Annotated in this window: 26 protein-coding genes and 1 pseudogene; 11 read left to right on the top strand and 16 right to left on the bottom strand. The window is 66.3% G+C overall.

Annotated elements, in window-relative coordinates; all coding sequences use genetic code 11:
- Positions 1 to 120 precede the first annotated feature (120 nt).
- The 3 genes from lipA (at position 121) to MMA15_RS05930 (ending at position 2,248) form a co-directional block, all read left to right on the top strand.
- The gene (gene lipA / locus MMA15_RS05940; protein WP_241057971.1) at positions 121 to 1,059 is read left to right on the top strand and encodes a lipoyl synthase; all 939 of its coding nucleotides are present in this window, start codon (positions 121 to 123) and stop codon (positions 1,057 to 1,059) included.
- Between the two features lie 285 nt (positions 1,060 to 1,344).
- Positions 1,345 to 1,548 (top strand): hypothetical protein, encoded by a 204-nt coding sequence (locus MMA15_RS05935; RefSeq protein WP_241063028.1) that lies wholly within the window; start codon positions 1,345 to 1,347, stop codon positions 1,546 to 1,548.
- Between the two features lie 10 nt (positions 1,549 to 1,558).
- Positions 1,559 to 2,248 carry a DUF4191 domain-containing protein gene (locus MMA15_RS05930; protein WP_241057970.1) on the top strand — a complete coding sequence of 230 codons (690 nt, stop codon included), beginning with the start codon at positions 1,559 to 1,561 and terminating at the stop codon, positions 2,246 to 2,248.
- 251 nt (positions 2,249 to 2,499) lie between these two features.
- Here the strand turns inward: MMA15_RS05930 and MMA15_RS05925 are convergent, their stop codons facing one another.
- Entirely contained in the window at positions 2,500 to 2,970 is a 471-nt protein-coding gene (locus MMA15_RS05925) for an RDD family protein (protein WP_241057968.1), read from the bottom strand.
- A gap of 193 nt (positions 2,971 to 3,163) precedes the next feature.
- Here MMA15_RS05925 and glnA point away from each other — a divergent pair, with 193 nt between their 5' ends.
- Positions 3,164 to 4,579, top strand: coding sequence for a type I glutamate--ammonia ligase (gene glnA / locus MMA15_RS05920; protein WP_241057966.1), 1,416 nt, complete (start codon positions 3,164 to 3,166; stop codon positions 4,577 to 4,579).
- A 147-nt stretch (positions 4,580 to 4,726) separates the two neighbouring features.
- Here the strand turns inward: glnA and MMA15_RS05915 are convergent, their stop codons facing one another.
- The 11 genes from MMA15_RS05915 to MMA15_RS05865 form a co-directional block, all read right to left on the bottom strand.
- The gene (locus MMA15_RS05915; protein ID WP_241057964.1) at positions 4,727 to 5,533 is read right to left on the bottom strand and encodes an AbiTii domain-containing protein; all 807 of its coding nucleotides are present in this window, start codon (positions 5,531 to 5,533) and stop codon (positions 4,727 to 4,729) included.
- A gap of 134 nt (positions 5,534 to 5,667) precedes the next feature.
- Positions 5,668 to 6,921, bottom strand: a complete 1,254-nt coding sequence (locus MMA15_RS05910; RefSeq protein WP_241057962.1) for a tyrosine-type recombinase/integrase — start codon at positions 6,919 to 6,921, stop codon at positions 5,668 to 5,670.
- Positions 6,921 to 7,118, bottom strand: coding sequence for a helix-turn-helix domain-containing protein (locus tag MMA15_RS05905; RefSeq protein WP_241057960.1), 198 nt, complete (start codon positions 7,116 to 7,118; stop codon positions 6,921 to 6,923). Before MMA15_RS05905 ends, MMA15_RS05910 begins: the two co-directional genes overlap by 1 nt.
- Positions 7,115 to 8,500, bottom strand: a complete 1,386-nt coding sequence (gene repSA, locus MMA15_RS05900) for a replication initiator protein RepSA (RefSeq protein ID WP_241057958.1) — start codon at positions 8,498 to 8,500, stop codon at positions 7,115 to 7,117. Before repSA ends, MMA15_RS05905 begins: the two co-directional genes overlap by 4 nt.
- The gene (locus tag MMA15_RS05895) at positions 8,497 to 8,682 is read right to left on the bottom strand and encodes a hypothetical protein (protein WP_241057957.1); all 186 of its coding nucleotides are present in this window, start codon (positions 8,680 to 8,682) and stop codon (positions 8,497 to 8,499) included. Before MMA15_RS05895 ends, repSA begins: the two co-directional genes overlap by 4 nt.
- A gap of 92 nt (positions 8,683 to 8,774) precedes the next feature.
- Positions 8,775 to 9,113 (bottom strand): hypothetical protein, encoded by a 339-nt coding sequence (locus MMA15_RS05890; RefSeq protein WP_241057955.1) that lies wholly within the window; start codon positions 9,111 to 9,113, stop codon positions 8,775 to 8,777.
- A 15-nt stretch (positions 9,114 to 9,128) separates the two neighbouring features.
- Complete coding sequence (locus MMA15_RS05885) at positions 9,129 to 9,323, bottom strand: hypothetical protein (protein WP_241057954.1); 195 nt, start codon at positions 9,321 to 9,323, stop codon at positions 9,129 to 9,131.
- Positions 9,324 to 9,337: 14 nt separating this feature from the next.
- On the bottom strand, positions 9,338 to 9,532 hold the full coding sequence (locus tag MMA15_RS05880) for a mobile element transfer protein (protein ID WP_241057952.1): 195 nt from the start codon (positions 9,530 to 9,532) through the stop codon (positions 9,338 to 9,340).
- A gap of 12 nt (positions 9,533 to 9,544) precedes the next feature.
- A complete protein-coding gene (locus MMA15_RS05875) occupies positions 9,545 to 10,219 on the bottom strand; it encodes a DUF2637 domain-containing protein (RefSeq protein ID WP_241057951.1) in 675 nt (224 codons plus the stop codon).
- A 37-nt stretch (positions 10,220 to 10,256) separates the two neighbouring features.
- On the bottom strand, positions 10,257 to 11,609 hold the full coding sequence (locus tag MMA15_RS05870) for an FtsK/SpoIIIE domain-containing protein (RefSeq protein ID WP_241057950.1): 1,353 nt from the start codon (positions 11,607 to 11,609) through the stop codon (positions 10,257 to 10,259).
- 2 nt (positions 11,610 to 11,611) lie between these two features.
- Positions 11,612 to 11,962 carry an SCO3933 family regulatory protein gene (locus MMA15_RS05865; RefSeq protein WP_241057946.1) on the bottom strand — a complete coding sequence of 117 codons (351 nt, stop codon included), beginning with the start codon at positions 11,960 to 11,962 and terminating at the stop codon, positions 11,612 to 11,614.
- A gap of 161 nt (positions 11,963 to 12,123) precedes the next feature.
- On the opposite strand from MMA15_RS05865, the gene MMA15_RS05860 reads away from it, so the two are divergent.
- Together MMA15_RS05860 and MMA15_RS05855 are read left to right on the top strand one after the other, a co-directional pair.
- The gene (locus MMA15_RS05860) at positions 12,124 to 12,855 is read left to right on the top strand and encodes a helix-turn-helix domain-containing protein (protein WP_241057944.1); all 732 of its coding nucleotides are present in this window, start codon (positions 12,124 to 12,126) and stop codon (positions 12,853 to 12,855) included.
- Positions 12,856 to 12,886: 31 nt separating this feature from the next.
- A complete protein-coding gene (locus MMA15_RS05855) occupies positions 12,887 to 13,357 on the top strand; it encodes an NUDIX hydrolase (protein ID WP_241057942.1) in 471 nt (156 codons plus the stop codon).
- A 6-nt stretch (positions 13,358 to 13,363) separates the two neighbouring features.
- Here the strand turns inward: MMA15_RS05855 and MMA15_RS05850 are convergent, their stop codons facing one another.
- The 4 genes from MMA15_RS05850 to MMA15_RS05835 all read right to left on the bottom strand — a co-directional run bounded on the left by MMA15_RS05850 (position 13,364) and on the right by MMA15_RS05835 (position 16,599).
- Positions 13,364 to 13,924, bottom strand: a complete 561-nt coding sequence (locus MMA15_RS05850) for an HD domain-containing protein (protein WP_241057941.1) — start codon at positions 13,922 to 13,924, stop codon at positions 13,364 to 13,366.
- A gap of 422 nt (positions 13,925 to 14,346) precedes the next feature.
- A complete protein-coding gene (locus tag MMA15_RS05845; protein WP_277400041.1) occupies positions 14,347 to 14,880 on the bottom strand; it encodes an NUDIX domain-containing protein in 534 nt (177 codons plus the stop codon).
- Positions 14,810 to 16,009 carry a hypothetical protein gene (locus MMA15_RS05840; RefSeq protein ID WP_241057940.1) on the bottom strand — a complete coding sequence of 400 codons (1,200 nt, stop codon included), beginning with the start codon at positions 16,007 to 16,009 and terminating at the stop codon, positions 14,810 to 14,812. The genes MMA15_RS05845 and MMA15_RS05840 overlap by 71 nt, the downstream gene beginning before the upstream one ends.
- A gap of 11 nt (positions 16,010 to 16,020) precedes the next feature.
- Complete coding sequence (locus MMA15_RS05835; RefSeq protein WP_241057939.1) at positions 16,021 to 16,599, bottom strand: hypothetical protein; 579 nt, start codon at positions 16,597 to 16,599, stop codon at positions 16,021 to 16,023.
- Between the two features lie 1,176 nt (positions 16,600 to 17,775).
- On the opposite strand from MMA15_RS05835, the gene MMA15_RS05830 reads away from it, so the two are divergent.
- From MMA15_RS05830 to MMA15_RS05810, 5 genes and pseudogenes are all read left to right on the top strand, one after another.
- Entirely contained in the window at positions 17,776 to 20,787 is a 3,012-nt protein-coding gene (locus MMA15_RS05830) for a DUF6531 domain-containing protein (RefSeq protein WP_241057938.1), read from the top strand.
- A pseudogene (locus MMA15_RS28685) lies at positions 20,697 to 22,074 on the top strand (RHS repeat-associated core domain-containing protein); the annotation flags it as partial. The gene MMA15_RS05830 and the pseudogene MMA15_RS28685, both read left to right, overlap by 91 nt.
- Positions 22,060 to 22,413, top strand: a complete 354-nt coding sequence (locus tag MMA15_RS28635; RefSeq protein ID WP_443732560.1) for an HNH/endonuclease VII fold putative polymorphic toxin — start codon at positions 22,060 to 22,062, stop codon at positions 22,411 to 22,413. The pseudogene MMA15_RS28685 and the gene MMA15_RS28635, both read left to right, overlap by 15 nt.
- Positions 22,403 to 22,897: an Imm50 family immunity protein gene (locus tag MMA15_RS05815; protein ID WP_241057935.1), complete on the top strand. Its 495-nt coding sequence runs from the start codon at positions 22,403 to 22,405 to the stop codon at positions 22,895 to 22,897. The genes MMA15_RS28635 and MMA15_RS05815 overlap by 11 nt, the downstream gene beginning before the upstream one ends.
- On the top strand, positions 22,887 to 23,288 hold the full coding sequence (locus MMA15_RS05810; RefSeq protein WP_241057934.1) for an Imm50 family immunity protein: 402 nt from the start codon (positions 22,887 to 22,889) through the stop codon (positions 23,286 to 23,288). The genes MMA15_RS05815 and MMA15_RS05810 overlap by 11 nt, the downstream gene beginning before the upstream one ends.
- Positions 23,289 to 23,949: the final 661 nt, after the last annotated feature.

The following is a 23,949-nucleotide window of genomic DNA, read 5'->3' as shown; positions in this document are numbered from 1 at the left end:
CCGCCGCGCAATGCGGACCCGCCTCCTGCGTCTGTGAGGCCACCGGCGGGTGGGAGGCACGCGAGCGGTGGGCGTACCCTGAAGTTCGCCGAGGAATCGAAAGCACGTAGGGAGCCGGACGTGTCCGCTGTCGCACCCGACGGTCGCAAAATGCTCCGCCTTGAAGTCCGCAACAGCCAGACCCCCATCGAGCGCAAGCCCGAATGGATCAAGACCCGGGCCAAGATGGGCCCCGAGTACAACGCGTTGCAGGACCTGGTCAAGCGCGAGGGCCTGCACACGGTGTGCCAGGAGGCGGGCTGCCCCAACATCTTCGAATGCTGGGAGGACCGCGAGGCGACGTTCCTCATCGGCGGCGAACAGTGCACGCGCCGCTGCGACTTCTGCCAGATCGACACCGGCAGGCCTGCCGAGCTGGACCGCGACGAGCCGCGCCGTGTCGCCGAGTCCGTCCGGCAGATGGAGCTGCGGTACGCCACGATCACCGGCGTCGCCCGCGACGACCTGGACGACGGCGGCGCCTGGCTCTACGCCGAAACGGTGCGCCAGATCCACGAGTTGATGCCCGGCACCGGCGTCGAGCTGCTGATCCCCGACTTCAACGCCGTGCCCGAGCAGTTGGCCGAGGTCTTCTCCTCACGCCCCGAGGTCCTCGCGCACAACGTCGAGACGGTGCCCCGCATCTTCAAGCGCATCCGCCCCGCGTTCCGCTACGAGCGTTCCCTTGAGGTGATCACCCGCGCCCGCGAGGACGGCCTGGTCACCAAGTCCAACCTCATCCTCGGCATGGGCGAGACGCGCGATGAGGTCAGCGAGGCGCTGCGCGACCTGCACGGCGCGGGCTGCGAACTCATCACCATCACCCAGTACTTGAGGCCGTCGGCCCGCCATCACCCCGTCGAGCGCTGGGTGAAGCCGCACGAGTTCGTCGAACTCCAGCAGGAGGCCGAGGAGATCGGCTTCGCGGGCGTCATGTCCGGGCCGCTGGTGCGCTCCTCGTACCGTGCGGGCCGCCTCTACAAGCAGGCCGTCGAGGCACGGGACGCACGCGCCGCCTGACGCGGGCGACTGTGATCGCACGAGCCGCGTGACGTTCCGCTCGCGCAGCGAGGCGACCGCGGTACGGACCGGGGACGAACCGGCCCGTGGACCAACTGGTGCGTGACCTGGGCCACTTCGCTGCCCGCCCGCGGCGTGACGTTGGCCGCATCGGCTTACGCGGCCTTTGACCCGCTGGTAATCCGCTGGTAACACCTAACGGTGACGATGGCTGCACCCACCGTTCACGACGTGGCGACCGCCCATGACGTGCCGCTCACAGAACGTACGGACGACGACGGCCACGTGACCTCACGAAGGGGAACCGACTTGCGTACCACGCTGCGCGCGCTGGAGGGCTTCGAGAGCCTGCTGATGCGGAGGGGCCAACTGACCGCACGCCGGAACGCCTGGACGGCGGTGCTGGAGGACCGCCGCCGGGCCGTCGCACGTACCGAGGCCCAGCGGGTACTGGAGGCCGCGGCCGAACGCAGGCCCGCCGCCACGTAAACTGCCCCGCATGGCGAGGAAGGCAGACACCGAGAACAACCCTGGGCGGCTCAAGCAGATCGCTCTGACGTACAAGATGACCCGGCGTGCCGACCGGAAGATCGGGCTGATCCTGGCCGGTGTGGGGCTTGTCACCTTCGGTGTACTCCTCGCCGTCGGCTTCCTGATCGGGCACCCGGTCTACGCGGGCGTCCTGGGCGTGATGCTGGCCCTGCTCGCGATGGCGATCATCTTCGGCCGCCGAGCCGAGCGTGCCGCCTTCGGGCAGATGGAAGGGCAGCCGGGCGCCGCCGCGGCCGTGCTGGAGAACGTCGGCAAGGGCTGGACGATCACGCCCGCCGTGGCGATGAACCGCAGCCAGGACGTGGTGCACCGGGCGGTGGGCCGCGCAGGCATCGTCCTCGTCGCGGAGGGCAATCCGAACCGGCTGCGCTCGCTGCTCGCCTCCGAGAAGAAGCGCATGGCCCGGGTCGTCTCGGACGTGCCCGTACACGACTTCATCGTGGGCGACGACGAGGGCCAGGTGGAGCTGAAGAAGCTCCGTACGAAGCTGCTGAAGCTGCCGCGTGTGCTGACCGGCCCGCAGACGACCCAGGTCAACGACCGCCTGCGCGCGATGGGCGACCTGATGAGCAACATGCCGATCCCCAAGGGGCCGATGCCGAAGGGCATGCGGATGCCCCGGGGCAACGGCCGCTGACCGAACGGCGGCGCGACGCCCGGTAGTCGGGGCCGCGCGGCCCGGACGTACGGCGTGGGCGTACGGCGCGCAGCGATGTGTTGCGGCCGGGCGAAGCAGGAGGCCCGGCCGCACTTCCATGTCCGCACGAGCCACGATGTCCGGACGAGGCACACGGGCCACCATGTCCGCACGAGGCACGAGCCCCCACGGGACGAGCCGGAACCGGGGGCGCCCGGAGTCGCCGAGTAGCCGCGCTACGAACCGCCGCGCTACATCCGCACCTGCACGGTCCCGGAGAGCCGGTCGTGCAGACCGCGCCCGTCGCGGTCCCAGATCAGCGCCGGAATCGCCAGCCCCAGCAGGACCGTACGCACCGCGACCCGCCACAGGGCCGGACGTCCCAGCCCCTCGACGGCGACCACGCGCAGCCGCAGCAGCCGCTTGCCCGGGGTGCTGCCCACGGTGCCGACCGTCAGCAGGCTCATCACGAGGAACACGGCGAGCGCCCAGTTGTCGGCGCTGTGCAGATCACCGCCCGCGAAGAGCCCGTAACCGATCAGCACGGAGACCGCCCAGTCGATGAACAGGGCGCCCAGCCGCCGCCCGACCGGCGCGATCGAGCGCGGGCCTTCCGCGGGCAGCCCCAGCCGCTCGCCGCGGTGACCGAAGTCGGCGCCCATGTCCTCGGCCGCGGCACGCGGGCCCGACAGCCATGAGCCGATGGCATCCCTGTTGTTCACACGGCAACCGTATCGCGGGGCGGAAACGACCTTGTTCGCAGGTCACCGGCGATCAGGGGCACACTGGTTAACATCGGCGAAACAGCCGGGTCACGCTTGAGAAATCGCGCCTGCCTATCGTCGGCCCCATCGCGCGCCCCCGCACCGGCGTACCAGCAATTCCCGTCCCTCCGCGGCGGGACTAGGAGGATGGATGTTCCAGAACGCCGCCGAGGCCAAGAAATTCATCGCGGACAACGACGTGAAGTTCATCGACGTCCGTTTCTGCGATCTGCCGGGCATCATGCAGCACTTCACCGTGCCTGCGGAGTCGTTCGACCCGGACGAGAACCTGATGTTCGACGGCTCGTCGATCCGCGGCTTCCAGGCCATCCACGAGTCGGACATGGCGCTGGTGCCCGACCTGAGCACGGCCCGGCTGGACCCGTTCCGCAGCGAGAAGCACCTCAACGTCAACTTCTTCATCCACGACCCGATCACCGGCGAGCAGTACAGCCGTGACCCGCGGAACGTGGCGAAGAAGGCCGAGGCGTACCTCGCGTCCTCCGGCATCGCCGACACCGCCTTCTTCGGCCCCGAGGCCGAGTTCTACGTCTTCGACGACGTGCGCTTCGAGACCAAGGCCAACGCCGGTTACTACCACATCGATTCGGAGGCCGGCGCCTGGAACACCGGCACCATCGAGGACGGCGGCAACCGCGGCTACAAGGTCCGCTACAAGGGCGGCTACTTCCCCGCCCCGCCCGTCGACCACTTCGCCGACCTGCGCGCCGAGATCACCCTGGAGCTGAACAAGGCCGGCCTACAGGTCGAGCGCCAGCACCACGAGGTGGGCACCGCCGGACAGGCCGAGATCAACTACAAGTTCAACACGCTGCTCGCCGCCGCCGACGACCTGATGCTCTTCAAGTACATCGTGAAGAACACCGCGTGGCGCAACGGCAAGACCGCGACGTTCATGCCCAAGCCGATCTTCGGTGACAACGGCTCCGGCATGCACGTACACCAGTCCCTGTGGAGCGAGGGCTCCCCGCTCTTCTACGACGAGCAGGGCTACGCGGGCCTGTCCGACACCGCCCGCTACTACATCGGCGGCATCCTCAAGCACGCCCCGTCGCTGCTGGCCTTCACCAACCCGACGGTGAACTCCTACCACCGCCTGGTGCCGGGCTTCGAGGCGCCGGTCAACCTGGTCTACTCGCAGCGCAACCGCTCCGCGGCGATGCGAATCCCGATCACGGGCTCCAACCCGAAGGCGAAGCGCGTCGAATTCCGCGCGCCCGACCCCTCGTCGAACCCGTACCTGGCCTTCTCGGCGCTGCTGATGGCGGGCCTCGACGGCGTGAAGAACAAGATCGAGCCGGCCGAGCCGATCGACAAGGACCTCTACGAACTCGCCCCCGAGGAGCACGCGGGCGTCCCGCAGGTCCCCACGTCCCTCCCGGCGGTCCTCGACGCCCTGGAGGCGGACAACGAGTACCTCCAGGCGGGCGGCGTCTTCACGGCCGACCTGATCGACACGTGGATCGAGTACAAGCGCGAGAACGAGATCGCCCCGATGCAACTGCGGCCGCACCCGCACGAGTTCGAGCTGTACTTCGACATCTAGAAACGACACAGGTCAGAGCATCCGTTTGCTCTCCTGGGCCGTACATGGGCCGTGGGCCGCACTTCCCGGGGAGGAAGGCGCGGCCCACAGCTGTCTACAGGTATCTGTAACCCGGTCTCGGTGCCTCAGTTGGCCCGGCGTCGTGTCCTAGAGGAACAACCGCAGGATTGTGGCGACGCCAGCGAGGACAGTTACCGCTCCACCGATGAACGCGGCCTTCTTGTTGCGAGTCCAGAAGGAAGCGTCTTCGCTGACATCTGGCGAGGCGTCAGCGTTCTTGATCGTGCTCTTCCCGTGTGACTGTGCAGTCGTGAGGGTGATGCGAGCCTTTGGGGAACCCGTTACGGCAACGTGCAGTGCATTCCCAACGGCTTCAGAGGAAGGGTCCGTGTCCTCGTCGGGCACCGTCGCGCGTAGCTCGGCTACCAGTTCGGTCAGCGTCGTCCGTACTTGGTCGAGGACGCCAACGATGCTGGATTTCGAGACCACCCAATAGAGGGCAGTGATCGTCTGGAAGGGTTCGCCGCTGGCGGTGTCCATGACCTTGGCGATGTCTGTGGCGCGGCTGGGAGTTAACTGCACGTAGCCCTTCTCGGGATTGATGTTGTTCGCAGAGTCTTCGAGCTCCCTCACCCCCATCCGCAGCTGGACGTCCTCGCCGATGTGTTTCTGGGCAAACGAGGGAAGGTCATTGGGGCTGATCTGTTGCCCGGTGACCTGGCGAGGGCCGATCAAGGCATCGATCTTCAGCGGGGCCCCGACGACTCGGTACTTGGGAACTTCATCATCACCCTCGTATCCGCGGAGTTCTTTCCCCGCCCACTCCCGTAGTTGGTCAGAGTTCACGGCGCCGCCCAGCGCGATGACCTTCCGCAGGACGGTGGACAAGGGGACCGCGTCGTCTAGAGCATCTCGTTCAATCTCGCCAACCAGGCTGTGTGCGCGCTTCGTCACTGTATTGATCTTTCGATGGGGGCTCCGCAGAGCGAATCATCCAGGCTTGAGTAACCCGTCGTGTATGTACACGCCACGAGGCTTTAGTCCGTTCCCATGGATCATCTGGCGAGTTAACTGATGGGCCCTTGGGGTCATGTCACGTCCATAGTCGATGGTTCGGGACTGTGGCCGAGAGCCATGTCGACGGCCCGCCGTGCGCGCGCCTGCCTGTTCGGCATGAGGTGCGTGTACGTCCGCAGCGTGAATCCTGGATCACTGTGGCCCAGGTACTCGGCCAGCGCCTTGACGTTCTCTCCGGCGTCCAGAAGGACCGAGGCGTAGAAGTGCCTCAGTGCGTGCATACCGTGCTCGCGTGACGGCTCGAACTGTTGGCCCGGTTGCCGTTCCCCGATGACGCCTGCCGAGACGAGGGCGGGCTTCCAGAGGTGCATGTTGAAGTAGTTCCGGTTCATTGCTTTGCGCTCGCGTGAGAAGAAGACGAGCGAGGCCGTCACGGGAGGACCGTCCGGCGTCTTCCACGGAAGCGTGATCTCCTGCGGAGGGCGCTTGGTGACGTGCTCAGCGAGCGCGGACGCCACGGCGTCGGGTAGCGGCACATCGCGTAGCTTGCCGCCCTTGGGCGGAGCGAAGACGAGTGCCGATTTCACCATCTTGACCTGACGCACCACATGCACGACTCCGCCGAGGAAGTCGACTTCATCGATGGCCAGCCCGAAGATTTCGCCTTGTCGCAGCCCGCATCCGGCACCCACATCGACGATCGTCCGGTACTCCGCCGGGAGGCTGGCCCGTATGGCGAAGACGCGCTCACTCGTCCACGGCTTGAGCTTGCGACCGTCCAGCTTGGGTGCCCGGACGGAACCGGCCCGGCACGGATTGCGGATGATGATGCCGTCATCAACTGCGGCAGCGAAGACAGCCGAGACGTTGGCGAAGATGACCCGCCGATAGGAGGCAGACAGTCCGGCACCGATGAGTGCTTTGTTCCAGGCTCGAATGTGGCCCGGCTGAAAGGCACTCAGCGAACGCGAGCCGATGTACGGGAAGACGTGCAGCCGGAGTCGGAGTTCCGTGGCATCGATCGTTGAGATGTCGGTGGTCTGGGAAGCGAGCCAGTTCGTGGCGTACTGCCTGAATGTCTCTCTTCCCGCAGATGGGTCCACGTACTGGCCACGGGTCATGTCGGCGGAGACCTGAGCCAGCCACTGCTCGGCCAAACGCTTCTGCTTGTCCGGGAAGGACCGGCTCCGTTCGCTCCCGTCCGGGGCGACGTACCGAGCGCGGTAGCGCATTCCCGCTCCGTGTCGGTCGGTCTTGACCTTGACGGGCTTACCATTCGTGCCCGACTCGACCTTGTACCAGCGGTCTTGGATGTGCCCGGCCATCAGGCGGCCTCTTCCATCTGACCGGCGACCCAGGCGCGTACGTCCTCGGGGTCGTAGCGCAGGTGCCGACCGACCCGGAAGCCGCGGGGCCCGACGTGCTTGCGGCGCCACTGGTAGACCGTCTCGACGGGTACGCCGAGGAGGTCCGCCAGGTCGACAGGGGTCAGGTAGCGCTCAGGAAGGCGGCGGACGCTCACCAGACACCTCCTCGTTCTAGTTCGGTCAGGGCTTCGCGTGCGGTGTCGCGGTTGAGTTGCAGGTCTTGGGCGATGCCGGCGGCGAGTGCGGATTCGCCGGGGGTGTGGCCGTGTCCGGCGTACTGCCAGTCGGCGAGGACGAGCACGGTGTCCGGCTCGATCTCCTCCAGGCCGAGGGCGGCGGCCTGTTCGGCGGCGCGGTAGACGGCCCGTGCCTGGCGGATCGAGCCGAGGGTGACGGAGTAGTGCCGGGACTTGGTGGAGAAGTGGCCCCGGAAGCCGAGCATGTGCGCCCAGGCCCACAGCCGCCGGTCGGGATAGAGGCGGTCGAGGTCGCGGCAGGCGCGGATGAGCCGTTGGGTGTGCTCGGGTACGTCGTGCCGTTCCAGTTCGGCGAGTTCGCCGATGCGGCGATCCAGGGTGCCGGTGTTCTCGGCGGCCTTGGTGGCGTACTTGGCGACGTAGGAGGCGACGGCCTGTTCAGTCAGCTCCGAACCGTCCCCGAAGGCTCGTACGGGGCGGATGTCGAGCTGGTCGCCCCAACGCAGCGAGCGGGTGGGCTCGGTGCCGGCCGCCGGAACGGTGACGGTCGTGTAGCTGTGTCGAGCGGCTGCACGGATGGCGTCCTCGAGGAGGCTGGTCCGTGCCCAGGACGGGGGCGCGTCGTGGGGACCGTCCGCACCGTCGAGGCGGATCACAGCGTGGAAGTGGATCGCGCCCCGCTTCTGGAACTCCGCGACCTTGCCGTAGGAGATCCGGCACACCTCGCGCAGCTCCCGCTGTGAGAGTCCGGCACGGGCAGCGATCTCACGGCGGAGCCGGTTGGCGAAGCGTGCCCAGAGCTGTCCGGCGTGGTTGTTGAACAGCACCGCCCCGGCGTAGTCGTAGCTCTCCGGGTCGAGCGGTGTCCCGAGGTCCGGGTCTGCTTCCGGGTGTCGGACGCCGCAATTACAGGGCCGCTTCGCGGGGCGGTTGTGTACGCGTCCGAAGCTCGGTGCGGTGAGGGTGGCGAAGACGCGCGGGTGGTCCCGGACGGAAGCCGGCACGTCCTTGGTGTCGTCTCCGGCCAGGCCCGCACGGATGAGGTGGTAGGTGTCGGCGGAGTAGGTGCGGGCGCAGGCCTGGCAGCGGGAGGCACGGCGGTTGCCGCAGGCGACGCGCAGGCGTCCGCCCGGTTCATTCTCGGTGCTGTAGTGGTGCAGCGTCTCCCCGGTGGTCTTGTCCTTGGTCAGCGTCCAGCCGGTCAGGTGGACGGGGTTGGAGCAGCCTCCGGTGCGGCGGATCTGGTCTTCCCAGCGGGCGAAGTCGGGAGACCCGGCCACCCTCAGCGCGTCGCCGATGGTGACCGGGTCCAGGCCCGCGAAGGTCGCGGGCTTGGTCACGCGCGCCCTCCCGAGAGAACGTGGGCGGCGGAGGTGTGGCCGGTGCCTTGGCAGGTCCGGCAGGTGACGTGGAGCGTGCGCCGGGTGCCGTCCGGGTTGAGCGATCCGGTGTCGATGGCGACGACGGGGAAGCCGTCGCAGTCTCGGCAGAGCGGCTGCTGTGCCGGTGCGCTGTGGGTCATGATGGTGTCTCCTTTTCGATCTCTGGTCGGGAAGGGGCAGCGCTCTCGGGGCGGCGGATGCTTGGCGGTATCAGGGCCGCCCCGAGGGCCGGTCAGAAGCGGCTGTACTGCGAGTTGACGAGCGAGCGGATGATGACGGCGCAGACCGCGACGGAAGCCGCGGTGACTGCGACGGCCAGGAGCAGCGAGACGAGAACCGTGCCGACAATGAGCACGGCGGCGGTTCCGCCGACGACGGCTGTGCCGACTCGTCCGGGGGTGAGCAGTCCGGGGCGCTGGGGCGCGGCTGGAGCGGGCGCGGCGTACTGCGGCTGTGCGTAGGTGGGAGCCGTCTGCTGCTGCGGGTAGTGGTTGATCGCGGTCGGTGTGACGACCGGGGCCGGGCTGGTGGCCGTTGGGAGCGGTGCGGTCGGGTACTTGGGCTGGAACATGTGCTGTCTCCTTGTTCAGTCGTTGGTGCCGTTGACGATCTCGGTGCCGGTGCGGGCGCCGGAGTCGATCGCGGGGGCGAGAAAGGTGTCTGCCAGGAGGAAGCCGCCCAGGAGCAGGACGACCACGAGCCAGGTCGGCGGCCGGAAGAGGCGGATGCCGAAGTAGCCGACGAGGGCCAGGAGCAGGATGAGCGGGACGTTCACGGTCATGTCGGATGCCTCCCTCAGCGGACGCGGCAACGGTGGGTGCGGGCGGCGAGCTGGGCGGCCGACCGGTTCGAGTAGTCGGCGGACCAGCCACAGCGCTCAGAGGTGCACACGGCTGCGTGTCGGGTCTCGCCGGATCGGCGGCTTCGGTGGGTGCCGATCTGTACGGGGCCGATGCGTTCGACGGAGTGGAAGAAGTCGCGGGCAGGCATGGTCGGTTCCTCTCAGGTCAGTTGGGTTGCGATGGCGTCGGCCATAGGGGCCGGGACGCCGAGGCGGGCGCGGAGTGTGTCGGTGTCGATGGGGCCGCCGGTCTGCGCCTGGTGGGCGTCGGCGAGCTTCCGGGCGTGTGTGATGAGGGCGGGAGGTACGTCGGGAATTGGTGCCGGCGTTGCGGGCTCGACCGGAGCCGGAGCGGCTTCGACTTCCGGCAGCTCGGGGCGGTCCAGCTCGTCCGCGAGCACAGGCGACTCGTCCTCGGTCGCAGCTCGCTCGACTTGAGTGGACAGCGCGCTCTCCCGCTCTCCCGTGGGTGAGTGAGCCAGGAGCGTTCCGCCGAAGAAGGCCAGTGCGGGCCAACCGGCAACGAGGATGCGCAGCCAGGCGGGAACGGCTTCCAGGTCGAGGAGACCGGCCGTAGCCACGTTGGCTCCGAGCGACGCGGCGAGCGCGATGACGAACCAGCACCAGGCCAGTCCGCACCTTTCACCAGCGGCTTGCAGGCTGCGGATACGGCGCCATGCGGCGACGAGCAGCAGGTCCACACTGACCGGATAGGCCCACGCCTTCCAACCGTCCTGTCCCGCAGCGGCGGCGATGTCGTGGAGGTGCGCGAACGACAGGGCGCCGGCGATGACGGCCTGGACGAGTACGGCGTCCACCCGAGGCAGCCGGTTCATGTCTCAGCCCTCCTTTCGTTGGTCGGGTCGTGTGCGGTCAGGCGGCCTGACTCGTCAGCTCGTCGGCGGCTGCTGTCTTGACGAGGGAGATGCGGAGGTCCGGGCGCCAGTTGGCCAGTTCGGGCAGTTCCGGGGTCAGCTCGGCATGGCGGTTGCAGGTGTTCACGGCCTGCCGGAGCGTCGTGTAGGGGGTGCGGGTGAGGACCCAGCCGCCGGAGGACTCGGCAGCAACGGCCGTACCGGGGCGGTCGGTCGGGATCTGCACCGTGGCGCCCATGGCGTCAGGCGAGATGTCGCCGAAGACCATCCGGGCGGAGGCTTCGTCGTTGACGCGATGCGAGACGCGGCCGGTCAACTGCGAGCGGAGCAAGGTGATTCCGTTGCCGAGGTCGGCACCGAAGCGCTGCCCGCAGATCTCGACGTAGATACCGGCGGCCCGTCCGAGCTGGGCCAGGCGCACCAGGGCGGTCACGATGGCGTCGCGTCGCTTCTCTTCCTTCTTCGAGGCGAAGAGGGCGAGTTCGGCGACCTCGTCCACCAGCAGCACGACCGGGGTGGGCCGCAGGTGCTCAGGCAGGCCCCAGATGTCGGCAGTGATCTCCGCATCCGGCACGTCCGAACTGATCCGCTGCTCGCGCCGGATGATCTCGTAGATCCCTTCCATGCGGTCGAGGAGCGCGTCCAGGAGTCCGAGCGCGTCATCCGGGTTGCAGGCGAGGGCGGAGAAGCGGCGGGCCAGAGGCGCCAGCTCCACGCCGTTCTTGCAGTCGATGCCAGCCAAGGCGACCGGCTGCGAGGCGAGTTCGGTCACCAGCCGACGCTGGTAGACGGACTTACCCGACTGCGTGGCGCCGATGTTGAGCGAGTGCGGGACCTCCCGGTAGTCGCGGTAGTGGATCGAGCCGTCCTCACGGAGCGAGACAGGGATGCGGAGCGTCTTCGTCTCGGTCCTGGCGGGCATCTGGACCCGCTTGAGCACGTCGTATCCAGTCATCCGCAGCTCGACCACACCGGCCTTCACCTCCCGGCCGGTCACGCCCTGCATCTTGAAGGAGTGCCGGAGCCGGTCGGAGGAGGCGATGAAGTCGAAGGCGTCCTGTCCGGGCCGCATCTTGATCCGGAGGACGAGGCCCGTACGGGTCGGCGTCAGACGGATGATGCGCGGCACTCGCGAGGACGGAACCTCGGTGCGGGTAGCCCGAGCCACGGCGAGCCGCATGCGGGACGGCGGGACCGTCAGCCCGCAGGCTTCCATGACCGAGCCGTAGCGGAGCAGCACGCGCGCGGCGGCCAGCGGAAGCCCGAGGCATAGCCAGAACCAGGCGGGTCGGCGCCACCGGAGCAGCGCCAGCCCACCAGCGATCACAGCGGCGATCAGAAGAGTGTTCATGATCAGGCCGCCGTGCTCTGTGCCTGCGAGAGGGACGTGACCGCCACGGCGCGGAAGCTGATGCCGTGCCGCTTCTGACCGTTGAACTCGTTCTCCCAGGGACGGGCGATCAGGCCGGTCAGAGCGACGGGCGTGCCCATGGTCAACTCGTCGGCGACGCCGGTCTCCGGGACGGTCACGTTCAGGACCTCGGCGTTGCCGTCCATGGCGAACATGACGTTGACCGTCATGAGCTTCGCGCCGGTGTCGCGGTCGGTGGCGATCTCGCCGGTCTGACGGTTGATGACCTTGGGCTGCGGAGGCTGGGCAATCATCATCGCGGCGGCGGTGGTGTCTACGGGAATCTGACGCATCGTCTGGTTCTCCTGATCTGAGTCGAATTGAGAGCCGAGGCTGTGCCGGCACGATCAGAGAACCGCGAGAAGGGGTGGACGCATCACCGCCCCGATGGACGTTTAGGGACGTCTGAGGTAACGTCAAAACGTCCCAACGTCCTAAGGGAAGGTCTGGGCTCATGGCGAACGAGCGTCTGCGTGCGGCGATTTCGGCAAAGGGCGAGACGGTCCCTTCGCTGGCGGAGCACGTCGGAGTGGACCCCAAGAGCGTCGAGCGCTGGATCACCTTGGAGCGGACACCGCACCGCAGCCACCGCTGGAAGGCGGCCAGTTTCCTCGGAGTGGACGAGGTCTATCTGTGGCCGGCCGTCGAGAAGCAGGCCGAGACGGCGAGCACGTCCGAGCTGGTCACGTTCTACCCGAACCGCGGGGCCGTGCCAGGCCACTTGTGGGAGTCGCTGATCGAGAAAGCGACAAGCCAGGTCGAAATCCTGGTCTACGCAGGACTGTTCCTCTTCGACAGCCATCCGGACCTTGCCGACCAGTTCGCCGAGAAGGCCAAGGCGGGGGCGAAGATCCGTGTTCTGCTAGGCGACCCCGAGTCAGTGATGATCCAACAGCGCGGCGAAGAGGAAGGGATCGGGGACAGCCTCGCTGCACGCGCGAAGCTGAGCCAGCACTACATCTCTCCGGCGACCGGCACACCGGGCGTCGAACTGCGGCTCCACGACACGATCCTCTACAACTCGATCTACCGGTTCGATGACGACATGCTTGTCAACCCGCACGTCCTAGGAGCACCAGCAGGACAGAACCCAGTCCTGCACTTCCGCTACCTCCCCGGAGCAAGGACATTCCGGCACTACATGCGCAGCTTCGACTACGCCTGGGAGCGCTCGACACCCGCCTAACCCTTGCCGGCGGTCGTGGCACGCTGGGCTCATGGCTCGCGTGGACTACTTCAACGACCCGGACGCACCGCAGGCGAACAGTATCGTTCCATCGGTCACAGCCGTAGCAAGGAACGAATCCGGAAAGCTGTTGCTGATCCACAAGACGGACAACGGCCTATGGGCTCTGCCGGGTGGCGGTGTCGACGTCGGCGAGTCCGCGCCCGACGCGGCCGTACGCGAGACGAAGGAAGAGACCGGGTTCGACATCGAAGTCACGGGCCTGGTGGGCCTGTTCACCGACCCCGCGCACGTCATGGCGTACGACGACGGCGAGGTACGACAACAGTTCTCGATCTGCTTCTCCGCCCGCATCGTCGGCGGCCGACTGCGAACGAGCAGCGAGAGCAAGGAAGTTGCCTTCGTCGCCCCGGAGCGGCTGGACGAGCTGAACATCCACCCGTCGATGCGACTGCGGATCGACCACGGCCTCAGCGAGCGGGCAGAGCCCTACATCGGGTGATTCAGCCTACTCACCGTGAGGAGACAGGCGGTCAAGCGTCCGCTGCACCGCCGCCCCAAGGTACGGCCGTGCGTTGCTGATGGCGTTGTGTACTTCGCTCCCTCGCTCGTAGCGCACGAGGATCTCGTCCATGCGGCGGTCGAAGTCGAACCGCTCACCGGCAGGGCCAGTCGTCATGTCGGCGAAGATCAGAGCGTCCAGGATCGGAGTGTCCTCGCGCTCGTATGGCTTCAACTCGGCAACCAGGCCGCGCTGTTCTGCCTCGTACACCGCGCCGGAGTGATGTGCGACCAGACAGACAAGCCGGCGGGGTGCATTGAGCGACTCCAGATAGCGCGCACCGTCGAGGGGATGAAAGCCGGTCTCCCGCAACTCGGGGGCATACCCGATGTCGTGCAGCCAGGCAGAGGCGACAAGGAGGTCCCGCTCATCCTCCGGCACTGCTGGCGATGCCTCCCGAGCGCGCTCCGCGACTGCCTGCGTGTGCAGCCACCTGTTCCCGAGCGGAGGCAACAACGACTCGGCCAGCTCGGCAGCGCCGCGAGGTGTGTCCAGCGAAGAGGGCATGTCATCACGTTAGCCGAGGCGTCGGGTTCGCCATCAGGCCGCAGTCAGCCAACGAGCGCGGTCAGACTTTCCCTGCTTCATCAAGGGCTCGCTCCGCTCGCCGCGCGGCCCGGCTTGCCGCCGGGCCGACGCTCCTGTCTCCGCCCCACTCCGGCCCGGCCGCCGGCCCGCGCGCGGACGCGAGCCACAAGACAGGAAGGTGCCGGCAGGGGGCGGTCGGCTCCACGGCTTTAGGCAGCCACTTTGGGGCGAGGCTCTAAGATCAGGGGCTCACTTCGGGCTATTACGGGCAGGTCAGGAGACTGCCCGAGTCGCGGGAAGCTTACGAGCCCCTGATCTCTCGCCCCAAAGCAGCTCCAGCCCAAAGCCGCTATGCCGACCTCGCCAACAGGTCAGGATCCGTCAAAACACCGAGAGTTAGCTTAGAAAGTATCACCCCAATACACTGAATTGGGCTTCTCCAGAAGCCCCTTCAGGTCTCCCAACCCCGTCGGGAAAATCGTGATTTCACTGAGAGCGGCCAAGTCGACCCATTCGAAGGTGCTTTGGTCCTTGTCGGCCGCAAGCGTCATCGCTGGCCGACTATTGAGGATGCAGCTGAACATGAATTCAATCTTGTGCTGATCCCGGCCCGTCCCTTTCAGTGAATGCCTCGCATGAATGTACTCGCGCACAAACAGCAGTGGCCCAGCACTAACGTCGGCGCCAAGCTCTTCCTTGCACTCGCGGACAAGAGCTTCACCCATGGTCTCTCCAAAGCATTGGCGACCTCCTGGGAGTGAATACCACGTACCGAGGTCCATGCTCGTGGAGTCTTCATAGCGGATCAGTAGAACGCGTCCCTCCTCGACAATCACTGCTTTCGCCGAATTCTCAACATGAGTGCTAATTGGGACCTCTCCCTTCAAGGACTTGCCTGCGGATGTCTGCAAACGTATGCGATGGCGGGTCGTCATTCCAAGCGGCTTCTGATAAGCGTTCAAGGAAAGCACGCTTGAGATCCACCACTATCGCCAAGGGATCAGCAATCGCGGAATCCAACCCCTGGAGTTCTCCCCGAATCCGACACCATAATTTATGCGCCTCGATTCGACACTCTTCCAGTACGCCTGCGTCGATCGACAAATCCATCAGATCCCTAAAGGATTTCGAGAGATGCCCGCTCGTTCGCATGGCTTTGTTGGCGTGGTCGGGACGGCCACGGTGCTGGGCAACTATTTTCTCGCTCTCCTCCCATATGGCAAGAATCGTCTTAGCCGCAGACTCATGATACTCAGGTGAAATCAATAGTTTAGCGACCGGGTAGGTGAGGAGGCCGGTGACAGTGTCCTCGAAAAGATCAGACAACTCATCAGACAACTCATCTACGCGCTGCCTAAGCCTACGCATGTCGCGAAGAATATCGGGAAGGTTGCTCGGCTGAGGCAAATCGAAGTACGCATTCAATCCCAGGACGCTAGAGCTATAGAACCCTGAACCGAGATGGCGAGACAGAGTTTCGTCTCGGTAGAGTTCCGTCAGTTTCTCTGGTTGCTTGAGATATGCGCTATCAAAGCGCGTCGCGTAATTGTGATGCATAGATTGAATTATCTTGCTGCTGACATCAGCCATGTGTGAGACCGCGGCCGCAGGACCGGGGCCCTTTCGGGCAAACGTCATCCCCTCATACAGTGAGGCAACTGCGTAGCAAGTGACCGAGCGAACGTCCGCCAATAAATGCTGTGGATCACGAATGGTGTACGAAGCGGATAGGTCAAGGTGTCGATCGATGTGATTAAGAATGAGTGTCTGACATGAGGTGAATAGCGTTAGATAGTCGGCGACCTCTTCGATTGGCAAATAATAGCGCGTCGCGATGCATGCGGCCGGAATGCATTGCCGGTAGATCAGTTCAACGTCGATCGCGTCTCTGTGCAAGGTCTGTGTGGTATGAAATTCAAATGACTTCGACTCTAATAACTGCAAGGTATGCTCGACTGAAGAATGGCATTCCCTTACCAAGTACGTAAGCGCCTGCCGGTCGTATTGATTGGTATCTGTTTGGCCTGGCGCAAAGAAAACGGGGACGTCAGTGGGGTTACTCACTCTCGTTCCTTTCAGTGTCGGATTGCTCGGCGAATTACGTTCCAGGTTAACTCAAGTTGAAGAAGTAGATAGACCACTCCTGCGAATGCCGCAATTGCGACGTGATGAGAAATCGAAACCTGGTACTTGAGCAAACTGTCCAGCCCAACGGCGACGTAGAGAGCGTTGATCGTACCCAAGATGAATGGCGTGAGCAGCGCCGCCTTGAGCTTTATTTTGGTGTCCAGGTACGCGTTCGTTGATCCCCAGACAGGTTCCCAGCCGTCGGGAAAATGTTCAGCAAGGGAAACGAGATAGAGAGATCGCAGCCGATTTACTTGGTGTTTTGACTCGGTCTGTACTCGATCAGTAACTACGTAGGCACGAACAACGACAAAGTTGAGCAGTCCAGACGCCATCAACGCCAACCAAATCACTGGAAGCTTTAATGCAGAGCCGAGGTTGCCCGTTGATGATATTAGCTCAGCGGATAGTAGTGCTCCAGCAATTACAATCGGAAACGCTAGAATGCGAAGTGACAGAACGTACAACTCCCGCTCTGCAGTTTTGTAGTCGTTGTGTAGAACAAAAGCTTGCTCAAAATCGACCACAAGGAGGTTATATGCCACAGACGAGTCAAACGGGGGTTGGGTCCGCCCATTCTCTCGACTGTTGGCAGGGTCTCGACCCCCAGGAGACGGAATTCGATCAGCACCTAAGCGGGCATCCCTGGCCGCACGGCCTCCAGCCGAGTCGTTTCCCCCTGGCATCGACACTCCCTGAGATCGCCAGCACGCCGTACTGCGGCATGCTGCCCAACGTGACGCGGACCAATCGCCTGCCGATGCGCGTGTGGGCGTGACCCTAATCTGCGGCTGGCGGACGCTGCACGCCTGGGCCGCCTCTGGACCGTGCAACGTTGGCCGACGCTGACGGTCGGCACCGGATGGTGACGGCCTCGACACCGCTCTGGCCTGGGCACCTGCACCGGTCTGCGACACCGGTACGGCTATGCCGAAGCCCGGAGAGCTCACCTCCTCCGGCAGTGCGGTGCGGTACAGCAGCGAAGTACAGCAACCACCATGACCGCAGCCGGACGCCAGTGACTCCAGGTGGCCAGCTGGCCGGCCGATGTGACCTAAGCGACCGTCGTGCCCATAGTTCGCAACGAGAGGCCGGCGATCGAGGTTCGGGCCGTCGTGGGGCCGTGCGAGGGAGCCCAACGGTGACAGACGACGACAGAGACCAACAGTTAACCCGCAGGTCAGGCAGTTGGCCCCTCGTCCGTCCGCAGGTCAGAGAAGCCGCACATCACTTCTTCGACATCTAAACCGGGGGCCGGTTCCTCCGGCTTTCGACGATGCGCGGCTTCGGTGACCCGCGGGAACGCCTAACGGCGCTTTCCGCGGGTCACCGTCCGTTTCCGCTCTCGTGTGCACCGGCTGTGCCCGGGCGTCGGAAGGGCCGACGGGTAGTCGGGTATGAGGGCCGTCCAGGGCCAGCGTGTCCTGAATCGCCGCGCCAGCTCTTCGAGATCACCCAGCTCGCGGTCCAACTGCATGCCAACAGCGACGACCTCAGCCTGCTCGAAATGCTGACCACGGCAATGATGTTGGGCACTGTGGTCCGATCGATCACCTACCGGTGATCGATCGGCTGCTCGCGATGCCACCCCTGGAGAGTCCGAACTGGCCGCTGTGCGGGGAACTTTGACGGTGTCTATGCTGTTCGGTGATTCGAACTGTTCGCCGTGGGGGCGGTGTTGAGAGCAGGGGGGTACGGGGGCGATGGGTTACGTTCTGCCGGGCTGGCTGGATGAGATCCTCGATTTCATCGGGATCAACTGGCCCAACGTGGACGAGGACGACTACCGCGAAATGGCCGACGCCATGCGGGAGTTCGCGGAGAAGTTCGAGGGTCACGGCGGTGAGGCGCACGCTGCGGTGAACCGCATCCTCGCCTCCAGCGAGGGTTACGCGGTCGACGCGCTCCAGGAGCACTGGGGCAAGGTCAAGGGCTCTCATCTGGACAAGGTGCCCGAGGTCGCACGGCTCTTCGCGACGGCGTGCGACGTGGTCGCGGACATCATCTACGGGATGAAGGTCAAGGCCGAGATCGAGCTGGGCGCGATGGCGGCCTCGATCGGCATCTCCATCGGTCTGTCGGTGGTCACCGGCGGCCTGTCGGCGTTGATCGGCGCCGCGGAGACCGCGGCGATGCGGGAGTTGATCCGCCGGATCATCAAGGAGGCGGAGGAGGAGATCATCTCCCGGCTGATGGCCGAGGTCACCGAACCGGTCACCGGCAAGCTGGAGAAGATGACCGAGGACATGATCCTCGATCTCGCCGACGACGCGATCCATCTGCCGCCGGGCGAGGGCGGCGGAGCCGGGGGCGGCGGCGACGCGGGCGGCGGCGGACACGACGGCGGCAAGGGGGCGATGAACCTCGCGTCGGCGGGCGGCGGCGGCGCGGGCGGCGCCGGAGGGGGCTCCGGAGGCGCGGGCGGCGGTGGCGGCGGCGCGGGCGGCGGCCGTATGCGCATCGACCCGGACGAGTTCGACAACGGTGCGGAGAAACTCTCCCGCCACGGCTCGGACCTGCACACCAACTCCCTTGCCCCACTGGGCCGCGCGAAGGGCGCCTTCGGCCGCACCAAGGGCCGCGACCCCTTCACCCAGGCCTTCGACAGCGTCCTCCACGGCGCGCTCGACGGCTCCGAGAAGGCGCTGAAGAAGGTCGCCAAACACGTCGGCGAGGGCGTCCCCGGCGGCGTCCGCTCCATGGCCAAACGCCACCGCGACAACGAGAACTCCGTCGCCGACAACCTGACGAAGATCGGTAAGGGCAAGGACGGCAACGGCCCCGGCAGCCCGGGGGGCAAGTCGGACGTTAGGCCCGGCTCCACGAACGGCGCGACAGACGACCCGCACTTGACAGGTCGCGGTAGCGACGACCGGTTCTGCGAGAACGATCCCGTTGACGTTGCCAGCGGTGAGCTGCTGCACAAGCAGGTGGATGTCGATCTGCCCGGGGTGCTTCCGCTGCGGCTCGTGCGTGCGCACTTGTCCTCGTATCGGTACGGGCAGTTCTTCGGCCCGTCCTGGGCCTCCACCCTCGATGAGCGACTTGAGGTCACGAAGGACGGCGTGGTCTGGGCCCGCGAGGACGGCTCGCTCGTGCGCTACGCCGAGCTCCCGGCCCCGGGAAGCGAGGAGCCTGTCTATCCCGTGACGGGGAAGCTGCTCCCCCTGACCCACGCCGGCACCGGGGCGCTGGGCGAGTCCACGTACGAGATCACCGACCCGCGGACGGGCCGGGTTCGCGTCTTCGCCGACAGCCCGTCGAAGTCGGGCTGGTTCTGGCTCCGGCACATCACCGACCGGAACGGCAACGAGATCGCCATCTCCCGCCAGGCGGACGGCACTCCGACAACACTGGCCCATACCGGGGGCTACGTTGTCCGCGTCCACGTCGAGAACGGCCGGTGCACCCGGCTCACGCTCGATGCGCCTGAGGGGCCCCCCGTGGAGCTGAAGTCGTACCGGTTCCAGGGCGGCGGCAACGTCACGCACGTGGTCAACTCCTCTGGGAAAGCTTTGGAGTTCGGCTACGACGACCTGGGCCGCATGACTTCCTGGACGGACCGGAACGCTTCGACCTTCCGGTATGAGTACGACGAGCAGCACCGTGTCGTCCGTACGATCGGGCCGGACGGCTTTCTGTCTTCCCGGTTCGTCTACGACCGTGTCCAGCGCACCACCACGTACACCAACTCCCAAGGTGCCGCCACGGTCTACCAGTTCAACGAGCGGCACCAGCCGGTGGCCGAGACCGACCCGCTCGGCAACACCACGCGGCGGGAGTGGGACGAGTACGGGAACGTGCTGAGCAGGACCGACCCGGCCGGCCACGAGACGCGCTACGTCTACGACTCCCGGCACAACGTGACCGAAGTCCACGCCCCGGACGGCACGGTCGCGTCGGCGGCATACAACTACCTGAACCTGCCGGTCGAGATCACCACCGCAGACGGCTCCCTCTGGCGACAAGCCTTCGACGCCCTGGGCAATCTGACGGAGCGCACCGCACCGGACGGCGCCGTCACCCGCTTCGAGTACGACAGCACCGGGGCCGTCTGTGCGATCACCGGCACGGCAGGGGAGATCTCCCGGTACCGGAACAATGCTGCCGGTCTGCCGATCTCCTACACCGATCCGCACGGTCATACCGCTGCGTTGGAGCGTGACGCTCTCGGTCGGCCCACGCGCATGACCGACGCGCTGGGGTCGGTCACGCGGCTGGAGCACAGCGTCGAGGGCAAGCTCACCGCCCGCACGCTGCCCGACGGGGCGCGGGAGAGCTGGCGCTGGGACGGGGAAGGCAACCTCGTCGAGCACGTCAACGCCATCGGCGGCGTCACGGCCTTCGGTCACACCCACTTCGACAAGCTGGTCTCCCGCACCACCCCGGACGGAGCCACCTACACCTTCGACCACGACACCGAGCTGCGGCTCACCAAGGTCACCGGCCCCACGGGGCTGACATGGGAGTACACCTACAGCCCCACTGGCCGTCTGATCTCCGAGACCGACTTCGACGGGCGCACCCAGACCTACACCCACGATGCCTGCGGCCACCGCACGTCCAGGACCACACCCATGCCGGCGAGCGGATCACCTACGAGCGCGATCCGTTCGGACGGGTACTGCGACGCGACGCCGCCGGCTCCGTCACCACCTACCGCTACGACCGCGCCGGGCGCCTCCTCGAAGCAGCCGACGACACCTCGACGGTGACGGTGGAGCGCGATGCGCGCGGGCGGGTCCTGAGCGAGAACGTCGACGGCCGCACCGTCCACTACCGCTACGACGCACAGGGCCGCCGCATCCTGCGCACCACGCCGACCGGGGCCACCACCAACTACGGCTACGACGCCGCCGGCCGCACTCAGCAGCTAGATCTGGACGGGCACGCCCTGCTCTTCCAGCACGACGCCGTCGGCCGGGAGACCGCCCGCGGCTTCGGCCACGAGGACAACCCGGTGGCCATCGTCTCCAGCTGGGACCCCTCCGGCCGCCTGGTCGCCCGCGCGGCAGCGGTGCCCGGAAGCACCCTCACCTCCCGCACCTACGACTACCGCCCCGACGGGCACCTCGCATCCATCACCGACGACCTGACCGGCGTGAGCCGGGAATTCGACCTGGACCCGCTGGGCAGGCCCCTGGGCGTCTCCGCCCAGGACTGGGCCGAGTCCTACACCTACGACCCGATCGGCAATCAGACCTCGGCATCCTGGTACCGAAGCCGAAGCCGGCCGGGCCGAAGCGCTCGGTGACCGCGACTACAGCGGCACCCGGCTGCTCACTGCGGGCGACGTCCGCTACGAGTACGACGCGGCCGGCCGCACCGTGCTGCGCCAGAAGAAGCGCCTGTCCCGCAAGCCCGACACCTGGCGCTATGAGTGGGACGCCCTCGACCGCCTCGTCGCCTGCACCACTCCCGACGGCAACCGCTGGGTGTACACGTACGACGCGCTCGGACGTCGCACCACCAAGCAGCGCCTCGGCGACGACGGCGAAACCCCCGTGGAGGCCGTGTACTTCACCTGGGACGGCACACGCCTGGCCGAGGAACATTCGACGGTCACCGGCGTCACCAGCACCTGGGAGCACAAGGGTCACATCCCGCTCGTCCAGTACGAGCGTAAGCACCTCACCGAAGAAGAGGTCGACTCGCGCTTCTTCGCCATCGCGACCGACCTGGTCGGCACACCGACGGAGCTGATCAGCGAGGCGGGGGAGATCGCCTGGCAGGCCCGCGCCACCGTCTGGGGCACCACACGCTGGAACCGCGACGCCACCGCATACACACCCCTGCGGCATCCGGGCCAGTACGCCGACCCCGAGACCGGCCTCCACCACAACTTCTACCGCCACTACGACCCCGACACAGCCCGGTACAGCAGCCCGGACCCCCTGGGCCTCGCCCCCGCCCCGAACCCCGCTGCATGGGTGGTCAACCCTTGGAGCTGGCTCGACCCTCTGGGCCTGGAGGGCTGCGACGACGAGATTCCCAAGGCCGGCAAGACCTACGAGGAAGCCAAGGCAGAGGCCCTTCGCGATGCCGGCATCCCCGAGGGCGCCGAACCCATCGACGTCGACGAATGGGTCTCCGCCCGCGGCCCGGAGTACGCGGGCAGCAAGCAGCTCCTCAACGATGACGGCTCGCCGATCTTCTACACCGAAGAGACCTACGAGCACCCCAACGGCAACGACATGGTGGTCTTCCAGGACCATTGGTTCGGCCACCAGAAACCGGGTGAGGACGGCTACCAGCCACCACACGTCCACGTCCGACCGTTCGAGGACACCCGGAACGGACAGATCCCGGGCGCTCAGGAGCACTACTACTATGACCGCTGACACCGCACTCCACCCGGCCAACCCTCAGCAACTGACCGACCTGTACGGTCAGTTCCCCAGCTACGACCGACTGCGGATCAGATCGGTGAACGTGAGCCCGTTCGGGCCGACGCTGATGCTGCGGGTCGACCTCCCGGAGTTCCCTGCCGAGCCGCCGGAGGAATGGGTGGCTGCCGGATTCGACACCGTCCAGTGCCACCTCCAATTCCTCGCCGTTGAGCACCTCGTGCTGGCCCGGTGGAGCCCGCCGGCCGAGGCCCGGCTCGACGCACAGCCGGTCAGCGACCGGCTGACCGAGGTCCGCCTGAACGGCACGGGCATCGAGCTGACCTTCCAGGCCAACCCGCAGTTCGTCGTCCGCCACATCAGCGCATTCCGGGCCGCGGCCGACGAGCCCGAGTACACGTACCTGAGCAGGCTGGACACCAAGCTGCACGGCACCAGCGAGCCAGCGACGACCACGGAGACCTTCTATGCCCGCTGACTGGACCGAACTCCTCGCCGACGCCAGTGGGTTGACCGACGTGTACTCCACCGCCCCCGCACTGGAACGCTGCAAGCTCCACTACCTGCACTTCGACGAACGCGGCACCTCCGCCACCCTCGGCCTCAGCACCGGCGACCTGCCGGACCGTCCCCACCCGGAGTGGGAAGCCAAGCCGTTCAACAGCCTCACCTTCTACCTCGTATGCGAGGAGATCACCAAGGTCGCGCTGAACGGCTGGGAACTCCCGGCACCCACTCTCGAACTCACCCCGGCTGCGGCCGGGGTGAGCGTAGTGGCGGAGAACGAAGGCTCGTCGCTTCACCTCACCGCCGAGTCTGTCCGCGTCGAGGGTGTGCGGACAACGCTGGTGTCCGAGACCGCAATCTGAGCGTGCCGCAGACTCGGGCCCACGCCTGAAGGTGAAGCGGTTGAGGGCGCCGAGCATGGGCGTGGCTCTCCTCACGCCCAAGTGGCACGCGAGCACAGCCCTTGTTCCCCCGTCACCTGGCCGCGCGCAGAGGAGCCATTCGTGGGGTCGTGCGCTTGGCGCTGCCGGTCGTGGCGATCACGGCAATCGGCGGCCCTCACGCATCGGCTGGTGACGGAGGTCTCCTGACGTCATTTGGGTTGCCTGGCCGAGGAGTTGACAGGCGTGCGTCGAGGGGTGGGTGATGGCATGCCGCCCGAGGAGCGGATGGGAAGTAAGCCGCAGGGGCTGGTGCCCGGCATCAACTGGTCTCCAACGACCGACTGATGGGCACACATCTAAATCGGGGGCCGGTTCAGTCGGCTTTCGACGATGCGCGGCTTCGGTGACCCGCGGGAACGCCTAACGGCGCTTTCCGCGGGTCACCGTCTGTTTCCACCCTCGTGTGCACCGGCTGTGGCTCATGCTCGCTCGCGCTCACGGAGTTTCTCGATGGCCGGCCTCAGCCTCGTGAATGGGGCGCTGAGCAGGAGCGTCGCCGCGAAGATCACGCCCTGTTGAGCAGGCAGGGAGGAGGAGGGCCGGGTGTCCGGCCCTCCTGCTCGATTTACGGTACGGACGT

This window comes from Streptomyces marispadix (assembly GCF_022524345.1).
In the GTDB taxonomy this organism is placed as follows: Bacteria; Actinomycetota; Actinomycetes; order Streptomycetales; family Streptomycetaceae; genus Streptomyces; species Streptomyces marispadix.
Note: the sequence above shows the minus strand (reverse complement) of the source record. Positions and strands in the feature narration are given on the sequence as shown.